Below are 23,876 nucleotides of genomic sequence, written 5' to 3'. Positions count from 1 at the left end.
CGCAAATATTCCAGTAAGCCTCATAAAAAAAGCCTTTCCAGAGAAAGGCTTTTAAGACTATACGAATAGAATTTGTGTAAATAGCTAACCGTAAATGATTTACTCTGTTAGTTCCATGTAAGATTCAATAGGCTCACACGTACAGATAAGGTTTCGATCGCCGTAAGCATCATCTACACGACGTACCGAAGGCCAAAATTTATTATCGCTGATATAATCTAATGGAAATGCTGCTTGTTGTCTGGTATATGGAAAATCCCAAACATCACTAGTCACCATTGCTTGAGTATGAGGTGCGTTTTTGAGTACGTTATTTACATCATTTACATTTACCTCATTAATTTCTCTACGAATGGAAATCATGGCATCACAAAAGCGATCTAGTTCTTGCTTGCTTTCACTTTCGGTGGGTTCGATCATCATCGTTCCTGCAACGGGGAAAGATACCGTAGGGGCATGAAAACCATAGTCCATAAGGCGTTTTGCGATATCCGTAACTTCAACACCATTCTCTTTAAAAGGTCGGCAGTCAATGATCATTTCGTGGGCTGCGCGTCCTTTTTCACCTACGTACAATACATCATAATGACCGTTTAAGCGCTCTTTAATATAGTTTGCATTTAGGATAGCGTATTGGGTCGATTTTTTAAGTCCGTTTTCACCCAACATACAGATATAGGCATAGCTGATAAGGCAAACTAAGGCGCTTCCCCAAGGTGCTGCTGAAATGGCGGTGATCGCTTGATCTCCTCCAGTCTCAATAATTGGGTTGCTCGGTAAAAATGGAACAAGCTGTTTTGCAACACAGATAGGTCCAACTCCCGGGCCACCACCTCCATGAGGAATAGCAAATGTTTTGTGTAGATTTAGATGACAAACATCGGCACCAATAGCACCAGGGTTTGTGAGGGCAACTTGTGCATTCATGTTGGCGCCATCCATATAAACCTGACCTCCATTTTCGTGAATTAAACTTGTGATCTCTTTAATGGCCGATTCATAAACTCCATGGGTAGATGGATATGTTACCATTAAAGCTGCTAAGCTGTCTTTGTGTTCTTCCGCTTTTGCACGAAGGTCATCAACGTCAATATTTCCATCTTCAGTAGCTTTGGTCACTACTACTTTCATTCCTGCCATCACGGCACTAGCTGGGTTTGTTCCGTGGGCAGAGGAGGGAATTAAACAAATATTACGATTGTGATCTCCACGCGATTCGTGATACGCTCTAATTACCATTAAACCTGCGTACTCACCTTGTGCGCCAGAGTTGGGCTGTAGTGATGTACCTGCAAAACCTGTGATCTCGGTCAGTTGCATTTCTAGTTTCTGAAGCATATATTGATAACCGCCTGCTTGCTCGGTAGGAGCAAAGGGGTGCATATTGCCCCACATAGGATCACTTAACGGAAGCATTTCGGCAGCGGCATTCAATTTCATTGTACAAGAACCTAATGAGATCATTGAATGATTTAGAGCAAGATCTTTGCGCTCTAGCTTTTTGATATAACGCATCAACTCGGTTTCGCTATGATAGCTATTAAACACTTCGTTTTCTAGAAATGTTGTTTTACGTGCAACCGACTTAGGAATAGCGTTACCAACAATAACTTCTGTGATCTTGTCAAAATTAAGAGCCAAGGCTTCTGTAAAAACCGCAAGGATCTTATTTAAGTCACGAAGTGTTGTTGTTTCATTGATCGAAATAGAAACAGTTTCTTCGTCGGGATAATAAAAATTGATCTCGTTTGTTTCAGCGATATACTTTACTTTATTAATGTCAATTTTTACAGCTACGGTACCAAAGTAGGTTTCGTTCACTTGTTGTAGTCCTATTTTTTCTAAGGCATCAGCAAGTGTTGCTGCTAAGTTGTGAATTTTTGTTGCGATGAATTCCAATCCTTTTGGACCGTGATATACAGCGTACATTCCCGCCATAACAGCAAGTAAAACCTGCGCAGTACAAATATTAGAAGTTGCTTTATCGCGCTTTATATGTTGCTCGCGTGTTTGAAGCGCCATACGTAAAGCACGGTTTCCATCGGTGTCTTTGGTTACTCCAATAATTCGACCTGGAATACTTCGCTTATATTCTTCTCTAGTGGCAAAATAGGCTGCGTGCGGTCCGCCGTAACCTAAAGGAATACCAAAACGTTGTGTAGTTCCAACAACAACGTCAACGCCAAAATGTCCTGGCGCTTCTAGTTTTACAAGGCTTAAAATATCGGCAGCAACTGCTACTTTTATTTGTGCGTCTTTGGCTTTAGCGACAAATTCTTTATAGTCAACTACACGTCCTGATTTCCCTGGATATTGTAAAATAGCTGCAAAAAATTCCGAAGAAAAATCGAATGTTTCATGATTTCCAATAACAAGTTCAATGCCTAATGGCTCTGATCGAGTTTGCAATAAGGATAATGTCTGCGGAAGGATCTCTTCAGAAACAAAAAACTTATTAGCGTTGTTCTTTTTTTGTTCCCGCTCACGCACTGCAAATAATAAAGCCATAGCTTCGGCAGCAGCCGTACTTTCATCTAATAGCGAGGCATTTGCCAATTCCATACCAGTAAGATCGGTAATCATGGTTTGGTAGTTGAGCAAGGCTTCCAAACGACCTTGAGCTATTTCAGCTTGATAAGGCGTGTAAGCGGTATACCAACCCGGGTTTTCTAAAATATTACGCTGAATAACCGGAGGCGTGATGGCTTGGTGATATCCCAAACCAATGTAGGTTTTAAATACTTGATTCTTTGAAGATAATTCAGTGATATGTTCCAAATATTCGTGTTCGCTCATGGCTGTATCCAAACTCAGATCTTCCTTTAAACGGATATCATCTGGAATGGTTTGAGAAATAAGCTGCTCCATAGAAGAAGCACCAACGGTTTTTAGCATGGAATCTAGGTCTGATCTACGCGGACCAATATGTCGATAGGCAAAAGAATCTGTATTCATAGGATATACCCGATAGTGGGTGTTTCAAATTAATAACCCTGTTTTATGCTCGTAATAAGCAGTGCAAAATTACGATATTTAAGTCACAAAAATCGGTTAAAAGTGAGTGCCTCGCTCATAACTTTTCAACCAAAAAAACAAGGTTACTAACACTTTCGTTATTTTTACGCGATGAAGCTTTTGGCGCGTATTTTTGATTTCTATATAAACGGCAGTGTTCACGTTGCTTTGGCTGTTTGCGCTTTAACAGGTATTACTGTTTTGGAATATCAGCTAGAAATTTCTAATGCACTTTGGTTGTTTATTTTCTTCGGAACAGTTACGGGCTATAACTTTGTCAAGTATGCAGGCATTGCGGGATTGCATCACCGCAGCCTAACAAGAATGTTGAAGTCGATTCAGATCTTTTCCTTTGTTTCCTTCGGAATATTAGGATATGTGGCATTGCAATTAACTCAAGCTACTCTTTTAATTACAGCACTTTTCGCTGCGCTTACCTTCTTTTACGCCGTTCCAATTCCGAAGTATAAAAATCTACGCAGGCAAGGCGGCCTTAAAATTTTTATCGTAGCTGTTGTGTGGGCGGGAGTAACAGTTATAGTTCCTGTTGTATCTGAAAGCATGCTATTGAGTACATCGATTTGGCTCAGTTTTATTCAGCGGATACTTTTAGTCATTGTATTGATCTTGCCCTTTGAAGTTAGGGATCTCGCATTTGATGTAGCCGCTTTAAGAACGCTTCCGCAGCAATTTGGAATAAAAAAAGTAAAAGGAATAGGCATTATGCTGTTGGTCATCTGCATGTTACTTGAAGGTTTTAAGCACCCCATTGCCTCTCCGCATCTATGGAGTCTCTTTCTTGTTTGTGTCTTGTTAGGTGGTTTGCTTGTTGTTTCTAAGATGAAACAATCACGCTATTTTGCGTCTTTTTTTGTTGAGGGCATCCCGATCTTATGGCTCGGCCTTTATTTACTATTTGTTTATTTCTTTTCGTAAGCGCTCATTGAGCGTTTGCTTTGCGCTTAAAGGCATACCCTTTGGTGTATTGCGTCTTAATGCTTTACTCAATTTTGTGTTTCGGGCTGTGTATTTGCGACATGCCCTGCAGTAGATCAAGTGTATATTCAACTTGATCAACTCCATAAATGAAGCCTCCTTGTATTGATTTTTATCACAAGAATGATTGGCTTCGTCGCATTTCAAAAATATCTTCATAATTAATTTAACCAGTTCTTTTCTAGGCAATCGGCCATCGATGTTCTTGCGCGATGGATGATAACCCAAAGATTAGACGGAGTAATTTTAAATTCATTACAAATAGCTTCGGTGTCAAAATTATCAATGGTTTTCATTTTGAAGATCGTGGCTTGCTTTTCATTGAGTCTATCTAAACACGCTTGAATAGCCAATCCTAACTCTGCATTTTCAAAGGTATCTTCAGCATTGATATCATATGGATCGCTTACACGTTCTTCCAACCAATCACCTTCACTATCTTCATCATTATAATTGATTCTAACCTCGGCCTTGCCTTTGTTGGAATTTGTTTTACGATAATGATCAATGATCTTTCGTTTTAAAATAGAGATCAGCCAAGTACGTTCACTTGCTTCCCCCTTAAAATTGTTCATCGATTTTAATCCGGCAAAAAAAGTTTCAGAAATTAGATCCTGAGCAATTTCGTGATCATTTACCCGAACGATCGTATAATTATAGAGATAGTCAGAGTAGCGGTCAACCCATTTGTTAGCATCAATGGAATGTTTAGACATTTTTTATTTTTCTTTTCAGCAATACCAAAAATAATGAAGTTTTAATAATTATTCCGTTACCGCCTTCATTTTGTGATGCTTTTAGCAGTCTTGAGAGGCTTCAGCATGTGCTTTTATCGCCTGATTTCGTGTTTTGATAAATCGCAAAAGGTGGTTTTTTAGAAAAAATCGATCAAAAAATCTTCCGAAGAAACCATAAGGCGTTCTATATTTTATGACATCTTCCATAAGCGTTATACCATTTTCACTTCGGAAGAAATGCTGATGCGCAAAATACGTAAAGTGTCCTTTGATCATAATATCGGTAAATTGTGTAGGTTGCTGAAACGAAATGATCTTGCTCGTATGTTTTAGAAATACCCCAAAGTGTTTCCCGCGCCAAGTGACCGTTTCATTCAAAGTTATTAGACCAGATGTTCTACCTCCAATGGCCTCTTCCTGAGTTTGAGAAGCAGAATTTATATGAAAATCAATACTTCGGCTTAAATCGAAAACTTTTTCAATGGGCGCTTCGATCTCTGTTTCTAAATGGAGCGTTGTCATGGTTTATATTAAATCGTTTATAGCTTCATCTAAACTTCCGAAGGAATAATGAAAACCGCTTTCTTGCAATTTCTGCGGAATTACATTTCGGCTTTTTAAAATGAGTTCGGTTTCGGTTTTTATAAGTTTCGCGCCAAATTTTAATAGCGGAGTAGGCATAGGAATTCCGAAAGGCATACCAACAGCATTGCGCAATTTCTCCATTAAAATTTTATTGGTGGTGGGTTGAGGTGAAACAATGTTTACATAACCCGAGAGTGCTTTATTTTCGATTATGAATTGAATGCTACGAGCAAAATCGGTTTGGTGGATCCAGCTTACTTTTTGATCTCCGCCACCTTGCTTCCCGCCAAAGCCAAGCTTGACTAATTTTTTGATAGGTACAAATGCGCCGCCTTTTTTTCCGAAGACAATAGAAGTACGAAGCGCCACTTGACGCGTGTTTTTAAGTTTAAAACTGAAAAAGACTTTCTCCCAGGCTTTAGCAACATCTACCGAAAAGCCATCTCCGATCTCGCCAGTTGTTTCGTTCATTTGCATATCAAGCGAATGTCTATAAATGGTAGCGGTTGACGAATTAAGCCAGATTCGCGGAGGGTTTTTAGCAGCAATAATTGCCTCACCTAAGATTTTGGTTGAATCTAGACGGGAAGAGAGGATAAGCGATTTGTTTTTTTCGCTATAGCGGCAGTCGACAGATTTTCCCGTTAAATTGATCAAAACATCGGCTCCATCGATCTCTTTGGCCCAAGCGTCTAAGGTCTTAGCGTCCCAAAGCACGTATTTTACAATGCCTCTATCTGGCTGACTTGTACGGGTAAGAACAATTATAGAGCGAAAAGAATCTTTAAAATGTTCAATAAGCACATTTCCTAAGAAACCACTTCCGCCGGCAATGATTAATTTGCTCATGATAAAATGTTTAAAAGATGATTAACAAAAAGAGCCATATAGCTTATTGCAAAAAAGGTAATTAGTAAGTTCATACTCCAGATTCCGGCGCGATAGTTCTTTTGATTTTTAAGTTCTCGAAAAGAGTAATCTTTTAGCTGAAAGGAGATTCGGCCAATCCAATAAATTGCTAAAAAACCAGCTAATGCTGTAGTAAGATTATTAGTAACCAAAAGATCTTTAACTAGAAACACCGAAAGCAGCCCAAAAGAGAAGTTGATTCCTTGAATATAGTATCCGTAGGTCTTTGCGATAGCGTGGTTCAACGGACTTAAATTTTTTAGGTCATCAAACCAGTGGAGAACACGGTAGCGTACAAAAGGATAGATAATAGCGGTCAGTATCTGTCCAATACCAGCCAAAATGATGGCAATTTTAAGGAGCTCGATTTTCATGATTTTTTGCTTTTATACAGTAAGTAGGTGATGATGACAAAGTAGATCGCTAGGACCAGGGAACCAATAAAAAAGACCATAAGAACAATGTCGCCACCAAATAACATGGGTATGCTTATTAACGTCACTAAAATCATATATATCGTTATATGTTTTTTAATAACTGATGAAACCGACTGATATTTACTGAGAATAACGAGTAATGAGATGATTTGAATAAGCCCTAATAATGGATGAAGAAACATACCTAATAATGCAGGGATATAAAGTACCACAGTGGTTATAAGTGCGATTAAATTGATTTGATAGAGTGTTTTTATTTTAGATATTTAAAAGTTTCAATAATAATTGAAATTATATATTAAAAATATAAGGGAATGTTCCCTTATAAAGCTTTCTTGAAAATTTTTATTTCAGAAATTTCACCAGCGTTTTTGTGATCCAGTTTTGTTCTTGGTTAACAATTCGGTTAAGCATGGTATCTGCCGTATCGGCCAGATCGTGCATGGCTTTGGTTTGTTTAATAAGTTCTTTTGTTTTTTCGGACCCGTCATCTTTGATGCTAGAAACGTCGCGCAGAACTTTAATAGTTGGCTGCAGTTCTCGTCGGCTGCGTTCCTTCGCTATTTGTCTTGAAAGCTCGGTTACATCCTTTTCGCTTGCGAAAAATTCTTTGCGTTCTCCTGGGATATTCACTTTATGCACAATACCCCATTCCATCAAATGACGAAGGTTCATACTAGTATTACCTCGAGAGATTCCAAGGTCTTCCATGATGTCTTCCATCGATAGAGGATGAGGCGAAATAAAAAGCAAAGCGTGTATCTGCGCCATAGCTTTGTTGATTCCCCATAACGTGCCCAAAGCACCCCAAGTGCTTATAAATTTATTCTTCGCTTCTTTATAATCCATAAGGCAAATATACCATATTATTTTAAAGTTTCAATAAAAATTGAAACTTTAACGTTAAAGTGTGTGCAGAACATGATATTTAAGCGTAAAATTAAGTAGCTTTGGTTCTTTATAAAACCCTATATGCTATGAAATTACTCCTTACTAGTGTTTTTGCACTTTTTATCTCTCTCTCAGTATTTGCTCAAGAAAACGGGCGATTTTATGCCATGATGGCATTAGGAGATGCAGAAGAATTAAAAGCCGATTTCCCCAATGAAGTTGACATTTTACAAACCAAACAGAATGAAGCTGTGGTTCACATGACCCAAAAAGCCGGTCATGAATTACATGAACGTGTTTTAATGCACGGACCAGGATATATTTTTAAAGCCTCTCTTGAAGATGCATTAGAGTCTTTGCTTGAAGATAAGGCTCGTCCGCAACGTGTCTTACTACCTTTTACGATCACTGAAGATATTTGGGTGTATGATGCGATGAATGCAATAAGCACACAGAATATTGAAGATCATATTATGGAGTTGGAAGATTATGGAACACGTTTTCATAACAGAGCAGCCGCAACCCAAGCGGCAACCGAATTAAAAGCCAAATGGGAAGCTATGGCGGCAACCTACGGAAGAACCGATGTAAGTGTTCGTCTGTTTACACATCAAAATACGCCAATGCCTTCTGTTATTATGACTATTGAAGGATCTGAATTCCCCGATGAATATGTAGTTGTTGGTGGACATTTAGATTCTACATCAAACCAAGGAAATAACGATGCGCCAGGAGCCGATGACGACGCCTCAGGTATTGCAACCATTACGGAAGCTATCCGTGCTCTTTTTGAAGTTAACTTTGTACCTAAAAGAACGATCGAAGTGATGGCTTATGCTGCGGAAGAGATCGGTTTGGTTGGTTCTGCGGAAATCGCTGATGAATACGATGACAATAGTGTAAACGTAATTTCAGCAGTTCAATTTGATATGACCAACTACAACGGTTCTGCAAACGATGTATCCTTTGTTACAGATTTTACTGATGCTACACTGAATAGTTACCTTATGCAACTTCTCGATCATTACAACACCACGGCACCGCATCAAGTTAGCTACGGAACATCTGTTTGTAATTATGGCTGCTCAGATCATGCTAGCTGGACCAATGAAGGGTATATGGCGGCTTTTCCATTTGAAGCTAACTTCGGACAACACAACCCTAATATTCACACGCCAAATGATACATATTCGGGAACGGCAGATCACGCTACTAAATTTGCAAAGCTCTGTGCCGAATATTTAATTGAAACTTCAAAAGGAGAAGATAAACTTTCTGTATCTGAATTTCCTAATAATGAATACACCTTGTTTGTAAATAACCGAGTGTTGCTTTATGAAGTGCTCAATAACGCTTCAGCACTTAAAAGTATTTCAGTGTATGATATTTCAGGAAAAGAAGTGGTCTCAACGAACGTTCATGATAATAAGGGAACGCTTTCCTTGGCAAAATATGCTGATGGTGTTTATGTAGTTAGCTTTCAATTAGCCAACAACAAAACAATTAGTAAAAAGGTCATTTTAAAATAAATCCAATTTCTTCGGAAGAAAAAAGCTGCCTTTTTAGGCAGCTTTTTTTATTGTATCAATCCCGCGCGCTTTAGCAATGCATCTGGATTTGGTTCTTTTCCGCGGAACTTTACATAAAGTTCCATGGGATCTTGTGTTCCGCCTTGCGACAAAACGAAGGCTTTAAATTTGTCTGCAACTCCTTTGTTGAAAATTCCTTTTTCTTGAAAATAAGCGAAAGCATCTGCATCTAATACTTCAGCCCATTTATAACTGTAATATCCCGCCGAATAGCCTCCTTGAAAGATGTGTGAAAAAGCTGTGCTCATACAAGTTTCTGGCGTGTCTGGGTATAAACTAGTCTCTTTAAATGCTTCCGTTTCAAAGGCTTTAACATCTTTAACTTCGGAAGGGTCTTGTCCGTGCCATTTCATATCAAGCATACCAAAACTTAGCTGGCGTAGCGTTTGCATTCCTTCGTGAAACGCAGCCGATTCTTTGATTTTTGAAATTAGTTCCATCGGAATGACTTCTCCAGTTTCATAATGAGTCGCAAAAAGTTCAAGCGTTTCTTTTTCATAACACCAATTCTCTAACATCTGGCTTGGTAATTCAACAAAGTCCCAATATACGCTGGTTCCGCTTAGACTTTTGTATTGCGTATTCGCCAACATTCCGTGTAACGCATGCCCAAATTCATGAAAGAGCGTGGTTACTTCATTAAAGGTTAGTAGCGATGGCTTGGTTGCAGTGGGTTTTGTAAAATTACAGACGATCGACACATGCGGACGATCATTTACAACGCCTGTTTTTGTATTGATCAATTGTTGTGGTTTATAGCTTGTCATCCAGGCACCACCACGCTTTCCTGCACGCGGATGGAAATCGGCATAAAACAATGCCACAAATTCACCTTCTGCGTCAGTAACGCGATATGTTTTTACGTCTTTATGATAGACATCGATCGTTTCGTCAAGTTTAAACTTCAGTCCGAATAACTTTTGCGCTACGGTAAACACACCATTTATGACGTTTTCAAGTTTAAAATAAGGCTTTAGCTGTTCGTCGTCGAGACTAAATTTCTTTTGTTTTAGTTTTTCAGCATAAAAAGAACTGTCCCATTTTTCAAGTCGGTCGATTTGGTCCAATTCTTTAGCGAATGCTTCCAATTCGTCAAACTCTTTTTCTGCGGCTGGTTTCGCCTTTTCAAGCAATTCTTGAAGAAAAGATTGTACTTTCTCTGGAGTTTCGGCCATTCGCTCTTCGAGCACAAAGTGAGCGTGACTTTTATAACCCAGTAACTGCGCTCGCTGATGACGCAGATTTGCAATCGATAAAACATTTTGTTGATTGTCGTTTTTATCGCCTTTAAAGGCGCGAGACCCAAATGCGAGCGAAAGCTCCTTCCGAAGTGCCCGATTTTCGGCATAGGTCATAAACGGAATATAGCTGGGATAATCTAAGGTGATCACCCAACCTTCTTTGTCTTTTTCTTTGGCTGTTTGAGCCGCAGCTTCTTTTACACCGTCTGGTAGGCCGGCAAGATCCTCTTCCGAAGTAAGGTGCATTTCAAAAGCTTGAGTTGCAGCGAGTACATTTTCACCAAAGGTGAGCTTTAGTTTGGCCAGATCGGCATCAATAGTGCGCAGTTGCTTCTTCTTTTCTTCTGAAAGATTAGCGCCATTTCTAGCAAAGCTTTTATACTGTTTATCGAGCAGCATTTGCTGTTCGGCGTTGAGGTCTAAAGCGTCTTTTTGGTCGTAAACGGTCTTGACACGTGCAAAAAGTGCTTCATTGAGAAGCAAGTCGTTTGAAAAATCTGAAAGTAAAGGAGAGACCTCTTGTGCTATCTTCTGAATTTCGTCATTGGTTTCGGCGCTATTCAGATTAAAAAAAATGCTCGTGGCTCGATCTAATTGAAGTCCTGTGTTTTCTAAAGCCTCAACAGTGTTCTCGAAAGTAGGAATAGCCGTATTTTTCGTGATTGTATCAATTTCCGCTTTCGTTACTTCAATGAGTTTTTTAATGGCAGGGAGAAAATCTTGATTTTTAATTTTTGAAAATGGGGCGATGTCAAATTTTTCTAATAACGAATTCATAAGTGCTGTAAGCGTTTGAGGTTTTGAAAGTAATTTGGATTAAGAAAAGGGGCTACTGTTTACTGCGGATTTGTGCTGCTCCTTCTTCGACCTTCATTTTTAGGCCTTCCTTATAGGCGATAACTTTGTCTAAAACGCATTTATCTGCAACGCCAACAATTTGTGCGGCAAGAATACCCGCATTTTTAGCGCCATTTAAAGCGACCGTTGCTACAGGAACACCGCCAGGCATTTGTAAGATCGATAAGATAGAATCCCAGCCATCAATAGAGTTACTTGATTTTACGGGTACACCAATAACAGGCAAGGGCGAAAGTGAAGCGATCATTCCGGGGAGATGCGCCGCGCCTCCGGCCCCGGCAATAATTACCGAAATACCACGAGTATGGGCGTTTTTACCATAATCGAAAAGTTTATCGGGTGTGCGATGAGCAGATACAATATCTACATCTACTTCAATATCGAAGCCTTTTAAAATATCGATGGCATCCTGCATAACAGGCATGTCGCTCGTACTTCCCATAATGATTGCTACTTTCATATGTTTAAATTTCAGTATTTATTTACTAATAACGTGTATTGTTTTCTTTACTTCTTGGGCGATTCTACGCGCTTCTTCAATATTCTCGTTAACAATAGTTACATGACCCATTTTTCGAAACGGACGGGTTTGTTTTTTGCCATAAATATGTGGTGTTACGCCATCCATAGCGAGAATAGTATCGATATTTTCATAGATCGCTTCTCCTGTATGACCTTCGGCACCGACTAGATTGACCATAATTCCACCAAGCTTGCTACTTGTTTTTCCTAAAGGAAGATCTAAAATAGCGCGTAAGTGTTGTTCAAACTGGTTGGTATAACTGGCTTCAATGCTATAATGACCGCTGTTATGTGGTCTTGGAGCGACTTCATTCACCAAGATCTCATCGTCTTGTGTTTGAAATAATTCTACTGCCAATAAACCTACATGTTTAAATGCTTCGGAAACTTGCGTAGCCACGGCTCTTGCTTTTTCTGCAACCGCATCATCAATACGTGCAGGGCAGATAACGTATTCCACCTGATTGGCTTCTGGGTGAAATTCCATTTCAACCACAGGATAGGTTCGCACATCACCGCTTGGGTTACGAGCAACGATCACCGCTAATTCGTGTTTGAAAGGGATCATCTTTTCAGCAATACAGCGCGTGTCTGGCAGCGGAATAATATCTTCAGCATCACGAATAATACTTACGCCTTTTCCGTCATAGCCACCTGTGCAGCTCTTCCAAACAAAGGGATAGTGTAATTCTTTTCGAACGATCGCTTCGTTGAGCGCGTTTTTGTCGGTAAACAAAACAAACGGCGACGTTGGGATCTTATGTTTTTTATAAAATTGCTTTTGAACCCCCTTGTCGTTAATATTGCGCAAGGTTTCGGACGAAGGGTATACCTTTTTTCCTTCCGCTTCGAGGGCAGCTAAAGCATCAATGTTTACATTCTCAATTTCAAAAGTAAGTACGTCTACTTTCCTTCCGAAGTTAACCACAGTGTCAAAGTCCATTAGGTCTCCTTGCTCAAAATGATCGCAGGAAATACGAGATGGTGCTTCGGCGCTTGGGTCTAAAACATGCGTGGTGATATCAAATTTGCGGGTATCATAGAGCATCATTTTGCCCAGTTGGCCTCCGCCTAAAATACCTAAGGTGAATTTGGAAGAAAAATAATTTGCCATGTCACAAAGGTACAATCTTCTTTGTAAATGTTATCTTTGCAGCTTATTGAATATTAACCTTTGCAATTAGCTCTTTTTTATGTGGAATTGGATCTTGAATTTCTTCGGAAAAGCGCATAGAGCAGCAAAAATTAGTGACTCGAAATCGGGTACAAAAGCTATGAAAAACATTGTATTATTTGGCCCTCCAGGTGCTGGAAAAGGAACACAAGCCGATGTGTTAAAAGAAAAGTATCACTTGATACATTTGTCAACAGGTGATATGTTCCGCTATAATATGAAAAACGGCACTGCCTTAGGAACTTTGGCAAAAAGTTATACTGAAAAGGGACATTTGGTTCCAGATAGTGTAACAAACGACATGCTTAAGGACGAAGTGAATAGACGCCTAGAAACTAAACCAAATGGCTTTATTTTTGACGGTTATCCGCGTACCAAAGCACAGGCAGAAGTGCTACGTGAATTTTTAGAAGAGAAAAATACCAATATAGATGCAATGGTTGCATTGGAAGTAGATGATGAGATCTTGGTGCAACGTTTATTAGAACGGGGTAAAACTAGTGGTCGTGCCGATGATGCTGATGAAAAAGTGATCCGTGAGCGTATTGCAGAGTACTATCGTAAAACAGACATTCTAAAAGAATTCTATATGAAAGAAGATAAATACTTTGGTGTAGATGGAGTGGGAAGCATTGAAGAAATTACCGACCGTTTAAGCGCGGTTATAGATAAACTTTAAAAACACCATCAGCAGAGATTTGATGCGTATTCGCTTTAAATACTGCCAAAGTGCTTATTGAGATTTTTGTATCCAATAAAATTATAATTAAAGATTCTTCCCTTCGTGGGAAACAGATATGACAGAAGGAAATTTTGTAGACTACGTTAAGATTCATGTAACTTCCGGAAAGGGAGGACAAGGAAGTGCGCATTTGCGTCGCGAAAAATACATTCCGAAAGGAGGCCCTGACGGAGGTGATGGAGGTCGAGGAGGTCATATCATACTCAAGGGGAATAGGAATATGTGGACGCTGTTGCATTTAAAGCATAAACGTCATTATAGATCTGATCAAGGTGGTGCAGGAAGTAAATCTACCAGTACGGGTGCAGATGGTGCCGATGTTTATATTGAGGTGCCGCTGGGTACAGTAGTTAGAGATACAGAAACCCAAGAAATTATTTTGGAGATTTTGGAACACGGCCAAGAGCTTATCATTGCACAAGGTGGTATGGGAGGTCGTGGAAATGCACATTTTAAGTCGTCAACCAATCAAACCCCTAGATACGCACAACCCGGAATGGATGGCCAAGAAGCAAACATCACATTAGAGATGAAAGTTTTGGCTGATGTAGGGCTTGTAGGATTTCCGAATGCAGGAAAATCTACCTTACTTTCTGTAATTACAGCTGCCAAGCCAAAAATTGCAAATTACGAGTTTACAACACTGAAGCCTAACTTAGGGATCGTTGATTATCGCGATCATCAAACCTTTGTGATGGCCGATATTCCTGGGATCATTGAAGGTGCTGCAGAAGGGAAAGGTCTCGGACATTATTTTTTACGTCATATAGAGCGCAATTCTACCCTGCTCTTTTTAATTCCTGCAGATGCAGACGATATTAAAAAACAATATGATATTCTTTTAGATGAACTTCGTCGCTATAATCCTGAAATGCTTGATAAAGATCGTTTGGTTGCAATTTCGAAGAGCGACATGCTTGATGACGAATTGAAAGCCGAAATGAAGCAACAGCTGGATAAAGATTTTAAAGGAATTCCGTATTTATTTTTCTCGTCTGTAGCACAGCAAGGTCTTATGGAACTCAAAGACAAGCTTTGGGAAATGCTCAATGGAACTTCGGTTCAACAGTAAGACGACCTCGTTTACCTAAACACTTCCGAAGGACTCATCACCCAAAAAATAGTTAAAGAATAGTGCCTCGCAATCCCTTGGCGTGTTTTTTGCGTAAATTTACTAGAAATATCTTGCTATGAAATTTATGTACATGTTTTTGATCTCTATTGTGTTTGTCTCATGTGGATCATCAGTAGCTCTCGATTATGAAAAAGGAACCGATTGGTCGCAATTTACAGCCTACCAATTCTCCCAAGCCCACGCGGGACCAAATGGTGAAGAACAGGTATCTTCAGGCTTAAATGAATTAGACGATAAGCGTGTAATTCGTGCTATAGACAGCGTTTTTCAGGCACGAGGCTACCAAAAAACAGATTATAATCAATTCTATATCGATTTCTTCGTAGAAGAATACCTAAGCAATTCTAGAAATACCATCGGTATTGGTTTGGGAAGTGGAGGCGGAAATGTGAACGTAGGTGGCGGTATTGGCATCCCTATTGGTGGTAAGATCATTAATCAGCGTTTCACGATGGAATTTTACGAAGCTGACTCGGGCAGAAAATTACTTTGGCAAGCGATTTATGATGGTGAACTTAAAGAAAAAGCCACCCCAGCGCAAAAAGATGCTTATTACTTCAATGTAGTTTCCAAAATGCTAAAGAAATACCCACCAGAACAATAAACAATTAAGATCCTATAATCTCGTTGTCATATTTAATATTCAGGTTTTAAAAATTTATGAAAAACTTAATTTTTCTATTTCTCTGTATCCCGGCAATTGCTTTTTCTCAAACATCGTTTGAGCGCGCTGAGCAGTATTTTCAAGCCGAACAATTCAGCAAAGCAAAACCAATCTTCCAGACATATTTAAAGGAGCACCCCGGACATGATAAAACACATGAATATCTTGGTGATATTGCAGGCTATGAAAAAGATTGGGACACGGCCATAGACCATTATGAAGTATTGGTTGAAAAAGACGATAACAACGCAAACTACCATTTTAAATATGGTGGTGCACTTGGCATGAAAGCGCTTTCAATTAGTCGAATTCGCGCGGCGACCTATATTGGCGATATCAGAGAACAATTTGAAATCGCTGCGCGACTTGATCCCAAGCATATAGAAGTCCGTTGGGCACTGGTTGAATTCTACATTCAGTTGCCAGGTATCATTGGTGGAAGCGAAAGCAAAGCGATAAAATATGCTAATGAACTCGGTCGCATTAGTGAGGTAGATGGCTATTTGGCAAATGGCTATATTGCAGAATACAGTGATCGTTCTGAAGACGCCGAACGCTTCTATAAAAAAGCGATCGATGTAGGCGGTTCTCCACATACCTACGAAAAACTTTCCGAACATTACGAAAAGCGCAACAAACCAAAGGAAGCAATTGCAACCGCCGCAAAATCGTTACAGATTCACAAACGCAATCAACTCAACTATCAAATAGGAAAGATCGCCGCTCAATATAATCTCGATGCCGAATTGGGTATCAACTGCTTGCAGGCTTATATCCAAAATCATTCAGCAAAAGACGGGGTGCCTAAAGATTGGGCGTATTTTCGACTCGCACAGATCTATAAAAACTTAGGTGAGAAAAATCAAGCCCTGAGCTGGATCAATAAGGCGCTTTCAAAACGTCCAGATTTTAAAGAAGCCAAGCAAGAGAAAGCAGATATTCTCAGTCTGTAAAAGCTTTTGAAAAAGTATTAGGGCAAATCCCATACGCTTACTACGTTTATGCTCAAATGTAATAGGAAGCGGGCGCTATGGGTCGGGCTTTCGGCTGTATTCCCGCCGCTCGTTCCTCGGGCGCGAGATGCCGCCTCTATCCCTTTTGCGGGCTTCGGCTATTATATTTACCTTCGTAGAAGAATTCCGAAGAAACACGTTTATATCAATAAATTTTCCGCAATCGCGGTACACATTATGAAAATACATTTTATTGCTATCGGCGGAAGCGCCATGCACAATCTGGCGTTAGCGCTACACAACAAAGGCGAAGAAGTAACTGGGAGTGATGATGAAATTTTTGATCCCTCCAAAAGTAGATTAGCAGCCAAAGAGCTCTTGCCTGATGAATACGGATGGTTTCCTGAAAAAATTTCCGAAGATATTGACGCTATCATTCTAGGAATGCACGCCAAAGCTGATAATCCGGAGTTGTTGAAGGCAAAAGAACTCGGACTCACAATCTACAGTTATCCCGAGTTTTTGTACGAGCAGTCAAAAAATAAAACGCGTGTGGTTATTGGCGGTTCTCACGGTAAAACAACTATTACTTCAATGATTTTGCATGTAATGCATTATCACAATAAAGAGGTAGATTATATGGTGGGTGCCCAGTTAGAAGGGTTTGATACCATGGTACACCTCACAGAAGAAAACGATTTTATGGTGCTTGAAGGCGATGAATATTTATCATCGCCCATAGATCGGCGACCTAAATTTCATCTGTATAAGCCTAATATAGCACTGCTTAGCGGAATTGCTTGGGATCATATCAATGTGTTTCCAACCTATGAAAACTATGTAGCGCAATTTGAGATCTTCTTAACCGAAATCACAAACGGTGGCGCCATTATTTACAATGAGGAAGATGCTGAGGTAAAGCGCGTGGTTGAGGCGAGTGACAGTCTTATTAAAAAGTACCCGTATCACACGCCCAATTATGAGGTAGTAGATGGTGTTACATTTTTAGATACTCCAGAAGGCTCTATGCCTATAGAAGTCTTCGGAAAACACAACCTAAACAATTTAGAGGGTGCTCGATGGATCTGTCAGTTGATGGGGATCGATGCGAGCGATTTTTATGAGGCGATTGCAACTTTTAAGGGAGCTAGCAAACGATTAGAGAAAATTGCCGAAAGTGAAACTACGATCGCGTTTAAAGACTTTGCCCATTCACCTTCCAAAGTAAAAGCAACTACAGAGGCAGTTAAGGGTCAGTATCCTGATAGAAAATTGATCGCCTGTTTAGAACTACATACCTATAGTAGTTTGAATCCAGAATTTTTAAGCGAATATAAAGGTGCTTTAGATGCAGCCGATGTTGCTATTGTATTTTATTCACCTCATGCGGTTATGATCAAAGACCTGGCCGAGATAAAAGAGTCACAAATCACAGAAGCGTTTCAGCGCGAAGATCTGATGGTGTTTACAAATCCAGCCGATTTCAAAACCTATCTTTACACTCAAAAATTTGACCGAACGGCCTTATTGCTAATGAGTAGTGGTGATTATGGTGGGCTAGATCTAGAAGAGCTCAAGCAATTGATCTAAATTGTATGAGAAGACCGTGCTGCATGCTGTGCTCATTTCCGAAGTCAATTAAAAAGATCTAATAAAAAAAACTCCAAGCAATCATATACTTGGAGTTTTTGGCAGAGGGGAATTGATGAGAACTTATTTCTCTACAAGAAACTTTTTTGTAGTGATCGCAGTTCCGTTCGTAATTTTAATAAAATATGCACCTGTAGTTAAGTTTGAAACGTTTACATCTTCCTGAGCGCTAATATTGTTCTGGAGATTCAATTGTTGTCCAAGCATATTAAAGATCTCAATATTTGAACCTTCAGCATTAGTAACTGTTAGAATATCGCTTGCTGGATTCGGGTACACGGAAACAGTATCTAAAGTTGTGTCATTAACACCTAAAACACCATTTGAATAAAATGGCTCCGTTGCTCCACTACTATAGTTTCCGCTAAAAGGAAAGATCTCTACACCTTCAAAGTCGATTAGCGAAACTCCGCCACCTCCAAGGATGCCGTCGCCGTAAGAATCAACAATATTAAAAGTAATACAATCTAAAGGGAGATCGTATTCAAATTCTAGCGTTTGATTATTGTCTGAGGCTGTTAAGCTTTCAGAAAATAAGACTGTTCCCGCACTGTTAAGTAATTCCCACGAAATCTCATCGGCATATTGGTCTGTAGTAATAGTAAGGATAACGGTTCCAGCCGAATCAATAATATCATCAAATGAACCCGATGTCGTGTTGTTTGCATTAAAATCGTCGTTGTCTAACGAAACATCTACTGTATTTACCGTTTGTGCGGTATATGCGATGGCAGGGAGCTCCACAGTTGCAGACTCAAGGGAAGCCAAATTTCCGGTCCAAGTATAGGTTTGTGTAGTTCCACCATTAACTGAATACGTAAAATCAACACTTGTAATTGCATTTAATCCTGAATTTAAGATATTGGCTACAGGGGTAACTTCAGAAGGGCCACAAGCACTTACTATTTCGTTTAAACCAAGCAATGCTGTATCGTCATTTGAAGTTAATGGATTGACAACAGGTGTTGTTTGATTTCCACTTATGATATTCTGAGTTGATTCGGTCATATAGACAACTACATCTAATTCGTTATAGTCAATTGCTATACCATTAATACTAGGAGGGAAGGTGTAGTTATACGTTCGGTCAACAAATGTTGTCTGTGTAGTAGTTGTAATCTCTTCACCCCATTGTCCGGTAGCTAGGTCTATAAGACGATGCTGATGATTGTAATTGTTACCTTGATTTCCACCACTTTGAGGTCCTAAAGTATTATTCTGTAAAATAGCAACATTTAAAAAGTTACTTGGTTCTGGGCTGTTGCCTGTATAATAACCTTCAACATGAATTTCCATAGAATTTGTAGGAATATCTACGGTCGCTTCAACTGCTAGATTTACGTATGAGTTTTCAGCTAATGTAATATTAGCGGCTTCAGCCCAATCACCACGGCCCATAGCCGTTGTACCAGCATCACCCATTTCTAATCCTGGAAAATTTTGACGATTTACTGTGCCAGCAGGATAGCCTAAAAGTCCGGTTTGATTGGCAATTGCATCACCCCAAGGAGTTCTAAAATCTGGATCCGTTCCTGTTGGTGAAGCAAAACCCCCTTGGTGAATGTTAACTAAAAACACATTATCTGGATTTGCATCTTTGATGGCTTGTGCAATGGCATGACCATCTGGACAAAAGCCACAATAAATTCCTGTAAATTCTTCAAGAACGACTTTGCGGTTCTCGGCGGTAGTGCTTACAATAGTTTGTGCAGTCATACCTAGCGTACAAAGGGACAATACAACTATAGCGTGTAGTTTTTTATACATAATCTATGTTTAGAGTTAGATTATAAATATAGGTATAAATAGTTGAGAAAAATGTTTTATAGAAATTTTTAAAACTCTATAAACCCAATAGGATAAAGGGGTTATGACTTATGAAAGGTGAATTTATCGAGATGCTAACTGAAATACTTTTGGATGAATTTACGTGATCTTTCGGAAGATTGAAGCATCATTTCCTTCATTGCGTTTTCACGATCTTGAGGGTTCTTATCCTGAGATAATTTGAATTTGCCCTCCCAATGCTCGATAATTATTTCAAAGGCCTGAATGTAATTTACAAAACGATCCATTGATTTATTATCTTTCTTTAATACAAATTTTTGGTCTGGCTCTTCCAAAAATTCGGTCATGGCGATCATAGTGTCTTTGGCTGCTTCCGGGTCATTAATTTGAGAAATATGGCCTGTAATATGTACGATGATATAATTCCAAGTGGGTAGTTGCTTAGTGGTATATATGCTAGGCGAAATATAAGTGTCTGGCCCTTTAAATACAACGGTGACTTGATCGCCATTTTGCAATGTTTCTAATTGCGGATTAAACTTGTCAATGTGCGCCACCAACTTACCCGAGGTTTCATTGTAAATAATTGGGATGTGGGTTACAAAAGGTTTTTCTTTTGAAGCGCTTACTAGCATTCCCAGGGGATATGCTTTTATAAGAGCAATCATTTTATCTTTATCTTCCGATTGATGATGTGGAGGTGGATAGGTCACAGACTTTTGTTTTTTAAGATCTAAATGCATTGAAAACCACGATGCCTAGACGCCAAATTGGGTTAAATGATGGTCTAAGTGCTTGTACTGCATTTGTCCGTATTGCTCTTTTGTAAAATGACCAAAACCAGGATGAGGTTTCCAATCATTACGTTCACGCTGTGATTCGAATTCATCGAGAAGGGCTAAGAGTTTCGCTTTCTCTTCAGAAAGGTCACGAGGCTCTGTTTGTTTTAAGAATTTAGCTGTTGGTAAATTTTTGCGCCACGGTTTATCATTATACATCGATTTTTTAAAAAATAGATTGATCAGCCAATTGGGTTTCATCCCATAATCTTTTTTTTCTAGCATAATATTAAAGGGGCCTTGACAATGCGCCATGGTTTGTCCATGTGACATTTTGCCCCATTGACGTGGTTTGTCTTCTGAAAATTGGTGTAATCGCGTACGTATTTCGGTGAGGACTTCAGGTTCAAAGAGGGATTTCATAGTGTCGTATTTAAGAATCGTTATTCATGAATTAGCTGTAGTACTTTATGAAGATATTTTTGTTCTATAAATATACAGATTATCTTTCAAGTGAAATATACACCTTTGAAAGAGAACACTTCCTTTTCTATTAAACAGTGGAATGAAAACGATCGTCCGCGAGAAAAATTTTTACTGAAAGGTAAAGCTGCTCTTACCGATGCCGAATTGATAGCGATATTGATCGCTTCGGGCAGCAGAAATGAAACTGCAGTTGGTTTGAGTAAACGTATTATGTCGGCCGCCTCAAACAATCTAAATGCCTTGGGTAAGATGTCGTTAAAGTCGCTTATGGAATTTCGTGGCATTGGTGAAGCGAAGGCAATAACCATTTCTGCCGCCTTAGAACTAGGAAGACGCAGACGTGAATCTGAAGCCCTTCAGAAGAAAAAAATACAATCTAGCAAGGCAGTTTTTGAATTATTACAGCCTATTTTGGGCGAACTGTACCACGAAGAGTTTTGGATTATTTATCTCAACAATTCTAATAAAATCCTTCAGAAAAGCCAGTTGAGCAAGGGAGGAATGACGGGTACTGTGGTTGATGTACGACTCGCTTTGAAAATGGCTTTAGAATTGGGAGCTGTGGCTATGATCTTAGCACATAACCACCCTAGCGGTACTTTGGTGCCTAGTGAGTCTGATAAAAACTTGACACGGAAATTAAAAACCGCAGGAGAGAGTCTTGATATTAAGGTTTTAGACCACCTTATCATAACCGAAAATGCGTATTTTAGCTTTGCAGATGAAAACCTGCTCTAGTCTTTATGCTATTAATCTTCACTCAAAAACCTACTGCTCGAATCACTTATGTTTTTAAACATTTGATTACACGTGTTTTAGGTATTGAGATTCAGTTTACGTCAACCTTAGAAGAATGGTTGGGGCATGCGGGACCAAAAATTTCGTATGGTAAGCAGCCCATGGGTAATGAACTTTTCTTTCAAAGTGTTGATTTGCTTAGTCAGCAAGGGATTGAAAGTGTTGATATTTCCGTAAAGAAGTGGGAGGAGACCTATGGCTTCTTTCCGGTGAGCGCCCGTAGTGCCTTACCTTTCGATATCTTTGCAGCATCATTCTATCTTTTGAGTCGTTATGAAGAATATCTTCCACATGTCAAAGATGACAAAGGACGATTTGTGGCCTCCGAAAGTATCGCAGGAAAGAATAATTTTTTGATGCAACCCGTGGTTGACATCTGGGCGTATAAATTGAAACAGCTCTTACTAGAAAACTTTCCTGAACTTGCTTTTCCAAAGAAATCCATGACCGTACATTCGGTGGTTGAAGCGAGTCAACCGTTCGCCTATTCGCAAAAGGGAATATTTAGGAATATACTAGGGTATGTTTCTGATGCCCTAAAATTGCGAGGTCGGGATATCATGGAACGTACTAAAGTGATCATTGGGATGCGTCGCGACCCTTATGATCGCTTTAAATGGATGGTTTCTGCCTCAAGTAGAAATAAGGCTAAAGTCACCGTATTTTTTATGCTGGGAGAGTCTATAAATTTTGTTGATGGAGTTAGTTCCAATCGTAAAAAATATAAAATGCTAGTAAAGTATGTAGGTGACTATAAGGAGATCGGTCTCTTATTTTCGTTTGATGCACTGGCAGATTTTGAAAAGTTAAAACAACAAAAAAAGCATATTGAAGAAATTACTAATAGAACGCTTTCTAGTACAATGAATGCTCAATTGCTTGTAGATCTGCCAGATATTTATAGGAATTTGGTCGAACTGGAAGTGCAACGTGATTTTACGATGACCTATGCCAATACCTCTGGTTTTAGGGCTGGCACCTGTACTCCTTTCCTTTTTTATGATTTAGATTACGAAATTAAAACACCATTAACTATTCATCCTATTGCCACAACAACCCATGCTTTTAAGAATACTTCGGAAGTAAAAACGATGCATACGGTTAATGCACTTTTTGATGCCGTGGCATCAGTTAATGGAACTTTTACAGTATTGTTTTCAAATCGTGATTTTTCCGAGGAAAACCATACAAAATACTGGCGAACCCTTTTTTCAGAAAAACTCCACGCACATGAAAAGTAAGATCACCGATGTTTTTTTTGACTTAGATCATACCCTTTGGGATTTTGATCGAAATTCAGCGTTAGCGTTTCAACGGGTCTTTCACAAACATCGTATTAAATTAGATATACATGCCTTTATGAGTGTGTATGAGCCCATCAATTTTGATTATTGGAAGCATTTTCGCGAAGAACGCGTAACAAAGCAAGAATTGCGGAGAGGAAGACTTGTTGATACCTTTACTGTCTTTGGTCAATCGTATTCAGTAGCAGAAATAGATGTGTTGGCTGAATCATATATTGAAGAGTTACCGGGTAATAACTATCTTTTTGACGGAGCTTTAGAAATTCTAGAATACCTTGCTACCAGTTATAAGCTTCACATCATTACCAACGGCTTTCACGAGGTGCAGCACATAAAATTGGAGAAAAGTGAGATTCAACGCTATTTTAGAACGGTTACTTCTTCGGAAGAAGTTGGCGTAAAAAAACCAAACCCCTTAGTTTTTAAAAAGGCTTTAGAAAAGGCGAAAGTACACGCCACACAAAGTGTAATGATCGGAGATACGTTTGAAGCCGATATATTAGGTGCAGAATCGGTTGGGATGGAGACCATTTTTTATAATTATCGAAGTGAGTCTATTCCGTCCAAATATCAGATAGTTAATCATTTACTTGAAATAAAAAATATTTTATAGCATACGATTG

Annotated in this window: 22 protein-coding genes; 10 read left to right on the top strand and 12 right to left on the bottom strand. The window is 39.3% G+C overall.

Features of this window, described 5'->3' with window-relative positions; translation table 11 throughout:
• Nucleotides 1–99: 99 nt before the first annotated feature.
• A complete protein-coding gene (gene gcvP / locus ACY2RU_RS15495) occupies nucleotides 100–2,955 on the bottom strand; it encodes an aminomethyl-transferring glycine dehydrogenase (RefSeq protein WP_490139394.1) in 2,856 nt (951 codons plus the stop codon).
• A gap of 171 nt (nucleotides 2,956–3,126) precedes the next feature.
• Between gcvP and ACY2RU_RS15490 the strand changes: the two genes are divergently transcribed.
• Entirely contained in the window at nucleotides 3,127–3,951 is an 825-nt protein-coding gene (locus ACY2RU_RS15490; protein WP_490139393.1) for a UbiA prenyltransferase family protein, read from the top strand.
• A 221-nt stretch (nucleotides 3,952–4,172) separates the two neighbouring features.
• Here ACY2RU_RS15490 and ACY2RU_RS15485 read toward each other — a convergent pair whose 3' ends face one another.
• From ACY2RU_RS15485 to ACY2RU_RS15465, 5 genes are all read right to left on the bottom strand, one after another.
• Entirely contained in the window at nucleotides 4,173–4,727 is a 555-nt protein-coding gene (locus tag ACY2RU_RS15485) for a sigma-70 family RNA polymerase sigma factor (protein WP_490139392.1), read from the bottom strand.
• Between the two features lie 81 nt (nucleotides 4,728–4,808).
• A complete protein-coding gene (locus tag ACY2RU_RS15480; RefSeq protein ID WP_490139391.1) occupies nucleotides 4,809–5,270 on the bottom strand; it encodes an SRPBCC family protein in 462 nt (153 codons plus the stop codon).
• 3 nt (nucleotides 5,271–5,273) lie between these two features.
• Nucleotides 5,274–6,182 (bottom strand): TIGR01777 family oxidoreductase, encoded by a 909-nt coding sequence (locus tag ACY2RU_RS15475; RefSeq protein ID WP_490139390.1) that lies wholly within the window; start codon nucleotides 6,180–6,182, stop codon nucleotides 5,274–5,276.
• Nucleotides 6,179–6,616, bottom strand: coding sequence for a hypothetical protein (locus ACY2RU_RS15470; RefSeq protein ID WP_490139389.1), 438 nt, complete (start codon nucleotides 6,614–6,616; stop codon nucleotides 6,179–6,181). Before ACY2RU_RS15470 ends, ACY2RU_RS15475 begins: the two co-directional genes overlap by 4 nt.
• A gap of 408 nt (nucleotides 6,617–7,024) precedes the next feature.
• A complete protein-coding gene (locus tag ACY2RU_RS15465; RefSeq protein ID WP_490139388.1) occupies nucleotides 7,025–7,528 on the bottom strand; it encodes a GbsR/MarR family transcriptional regulator in 504 nt (167 codons plus the stop codon).
• Between the two features lie 128 nt (nucleotides 7,529–7,656).
• Here ACY2RU_RS15465 and ACY2RU_RS15460 point away from each other — a divergent pair, with 128 nt between their 5' ends.
• The gene (locus ACY2RU_RS15460; RefSeq protein WP_490139387.1) at nucleotides 7,657–9,099 is read left to right on the top strand and encodes a M20/M25/M40 family metallo-hydrolase; all 1,443 of its coding nucleotides are present in this window, start codon (nucleotides 7,657–7,659) and stop codon (nucleotides 9,097–9,099) included.
• A 47-nt stretch (nucleotides 9,100–9,146) separates the two neighbouring features.
• On the opposite strand, the gene ACY2RU_RS15455 is transcribed toward ACY2RU_RS15460, so the two are convergent.
• The 3 genes from ACY2RU_RS15455 to ACY2RU_RS15445 are packed head-to-tail and all read right to left on the bottom strand — an operon-like array spanning nucleotide 9,147 to nucleotide 12,894.
• The gene (locus tag ACY2RU_RS15455) at nucleotides 9,147–11,177 is read right to left on the bottom strand and encodes a M3 family metallopeptidase (protein WP_490139386.1); all 2,031 of its coding nucleotides are present in this window, start codon (nucleotides 11,175–11,177) and stop codon (nucleotides 9,147–9,149) included.
• Nucleotides 11,178–11,229: 52 nt separating this feature from the next.
• A complete protein-coding gene (gene purE / locus ACY2RU_RS15450) occupies nucleotides 11,230–11,718 on the bottom strand; it encodes a 5-(carboxyamino)imidazole ribonucleotide mutase (RefSeq protein WP_490139385.1) in 489 nt (162 codons plus the stop codon).
• A gap of 18 nt (nucleotides 11,719–11,736) precedes the next feature.
• Nucleotides 11,737–12,894, bottom strand: coding sequence for a 5-(carboxyamino)imidazole ribonucleotide synthase (locus ACY2RU_RS15445; RefSeq protein WP_490139384.1), 1,158 nt, complete (start codon nucleotides 12,892–12,894; stop codon nucleotides 11,737–11,739).
• Between the two features lie 79 nt (nucleotides 12,895–12,973).
• Between ACY2RU_RS15445 and ACY2RU_RS15440 the strand changes: the two genes are divergently transcribed.
• The 5 genes from ACY2RU_RS15440 (at nucleotide 12,974) to ACY2RU_RS15420 (ending at nucleotide 18,038) form a co-directional block, all read left to right on the top strand.
• Entirely contained in the window at nucleotides 12,974–13,633 is a 660-nt protein-coding gene (locus tag ACY2RU_RS15440; protein WP_490139383.1) for an adenylate kinase, read from the top strand.
• Between the two features lie 118 nt (nucleotides 13,634–13,751).
• Complete coding sequence (obgE, locus tag ACY2RU_RS15435; RefSeq protein ID WP_490139382.1) at nucleotides 13,752–14,768, top strand: GTPase ObgE; 1,017 nt, start codon at nucleotides 13,752–13,754, stop codon at nucleotides 14,766–14,768.
• 118 nt (nucleotides 14,769–14,886) lie between these two features.
• Nucleotides 14,887–15,435: a DUF4136 domain-containing protein gene (locus tag ACY2RU_RS15430; protein ID WP_490139381.1), complete on the top strand. Its 549-nt coding sequence runs from the start codon at nucleotides 14,887–14,889 to the stop codon at nucleotides 15,433–15,435.
• 56 nt (nucleotides 15,436–15,491) lie between these two features.
• Nucleotides 15,492–16,448 carry a tetratricopeptide repeat protein gene (locus ACY2RU_RS15425; protein ID WP_490139380.1) on the top strand — a complete coding sequence of 319 codons (957 nt, stop codon included), beginning with the start codon at nucleotides 15,492–15,494 and terminating at the stop codon, nucleotides 16,446–16,448.
• Nucleotides 16,449–16,685: 237 nt separating this feature from the next.
• Nucleotides 16,686–18,038: a UDP-N-acetylmuramate--L-alanine ligase gene (locus ACY2RU_RS15420; protein ID WP_490139379.1), complete on the top strand. Its 1,353-nt coding sequence runs from the start codon at nucleotides 16,686–16,688 to the stop codon at nucleotides 18,036–18,038.
• Nucleotides 18,039–18,161: 123 nt separating this feature from the next.
• Here the strand turns inward: ACY2RU_RS15420 and ACY2RU_RS15415 are convergent, their stop codons facing one another.
• The 3 genes from ACY2RU_RS15415 to ACY2RU_RS15405 all read right to left on the bottom strand — a co-directional run bounded on the left by ACY2RU_RS15415 (nucleotide 18,162) and on the right by ACY2RU_RS15405 (nucleotide 21,088).
• Complete coding sequence (locus ACY2RU_RS15415) at nucleotides 18,162–19,865, bottom strand: T9SS type A sorting domain-containing protein (RefSeq protein ID WP_490139378.1); 1,704 nt, start codon at nucleotides 19,863–19,865, stop codon at nucleotides 18,162–18,164.
• Between the two features lie 134 nt (nucleotides 19,866–19,999).
• Complete coding sequence (locus ACY2RU_RS15410) at nucleotides 20,000–20,599, bottom strand: FMN-binding negative transcriptional regulator (protein WP_490139377.1); 600 nt, start codon at nucleotides 20,597–20,599, stop codon at nucleotides 20,000–20,002.
• 45 nt (nucleotides 20,600–20,644) lie between these two features.
• A complete protein-coding gene (locus ACY2RU_RS15405; protein WP_490139376.1) occupies nucleotides 20,645–21,088 on the bottom strand; it encodes a DUF1569 domain-containing protein in 444 nt (147 codons plus the stop codon).
• A gap of 105 nt (nucleotides 21,089–21,193) precedes the next feature.
• Between ACY2RU_RS15405 and radC the strand changes: the two genes are divergently transcribed.
• Genes radC through ACY2RU_RS15390 form a run of 3 tightly spaced genes read left to right on the top strand, consistent with a single transcriptional unit; the run spans nucleotide 21,194 to nucleotide 23,866 of the window.
• Nucleotides 21,194–21,889 (top strand): RadC family protein, encoded by a 696-nt coding sequence (gene radC, locus ACY2RU_RS15400; RefSeq protein WP_490139375.1) that lies wholly within the window; start codon nucleotides 21,194–21,196, stop codon nucleotides 21,887–21,889.
• Between the two features lie 5 nt (nucleotides 21,890–21,894).
• Nucleotides 21,895–23,190: a polysaccharide deacetylase family protein gene (locus ACY2RU_RS15395; RefSeq protein ID WP_490139374.1), complete on the top strand. Its 1,296-nt coding sequence runs from the start codon at nucleotides 21,895–21,897 to the stop codon at nucleotides 23,188–23,190.
• The gene (locus tag ACY2RU_RS15390; RefSeq protein ID WP_490139373.1) at nucleotides 23,180–23,866 is read left to right on the top strand and encodes a YjjG family noncanonical pyrimidine nucleotidase; all 687 of its coding nucleotides are present in this window, start codon (nucleotides 23,180–23,182) and stop codon (nucleotides 23,864–23,866) included. The genes ACY2RU_RS15395 and ACY2RU_RS15390 overlap by 11 nt, the downstream gene beginning before the upstream one ends.
• Nucleotides 23,867–23,876 lie beyond the last annotated feature (10 nt).

The sequence above is a fragment of the Ulvibacter sp. 2305UL32-6 genome (genome assembly GCF_058148545.1).
This window is presented reverse-complemented; position numbering and strand designations above follow the sequence as displayed.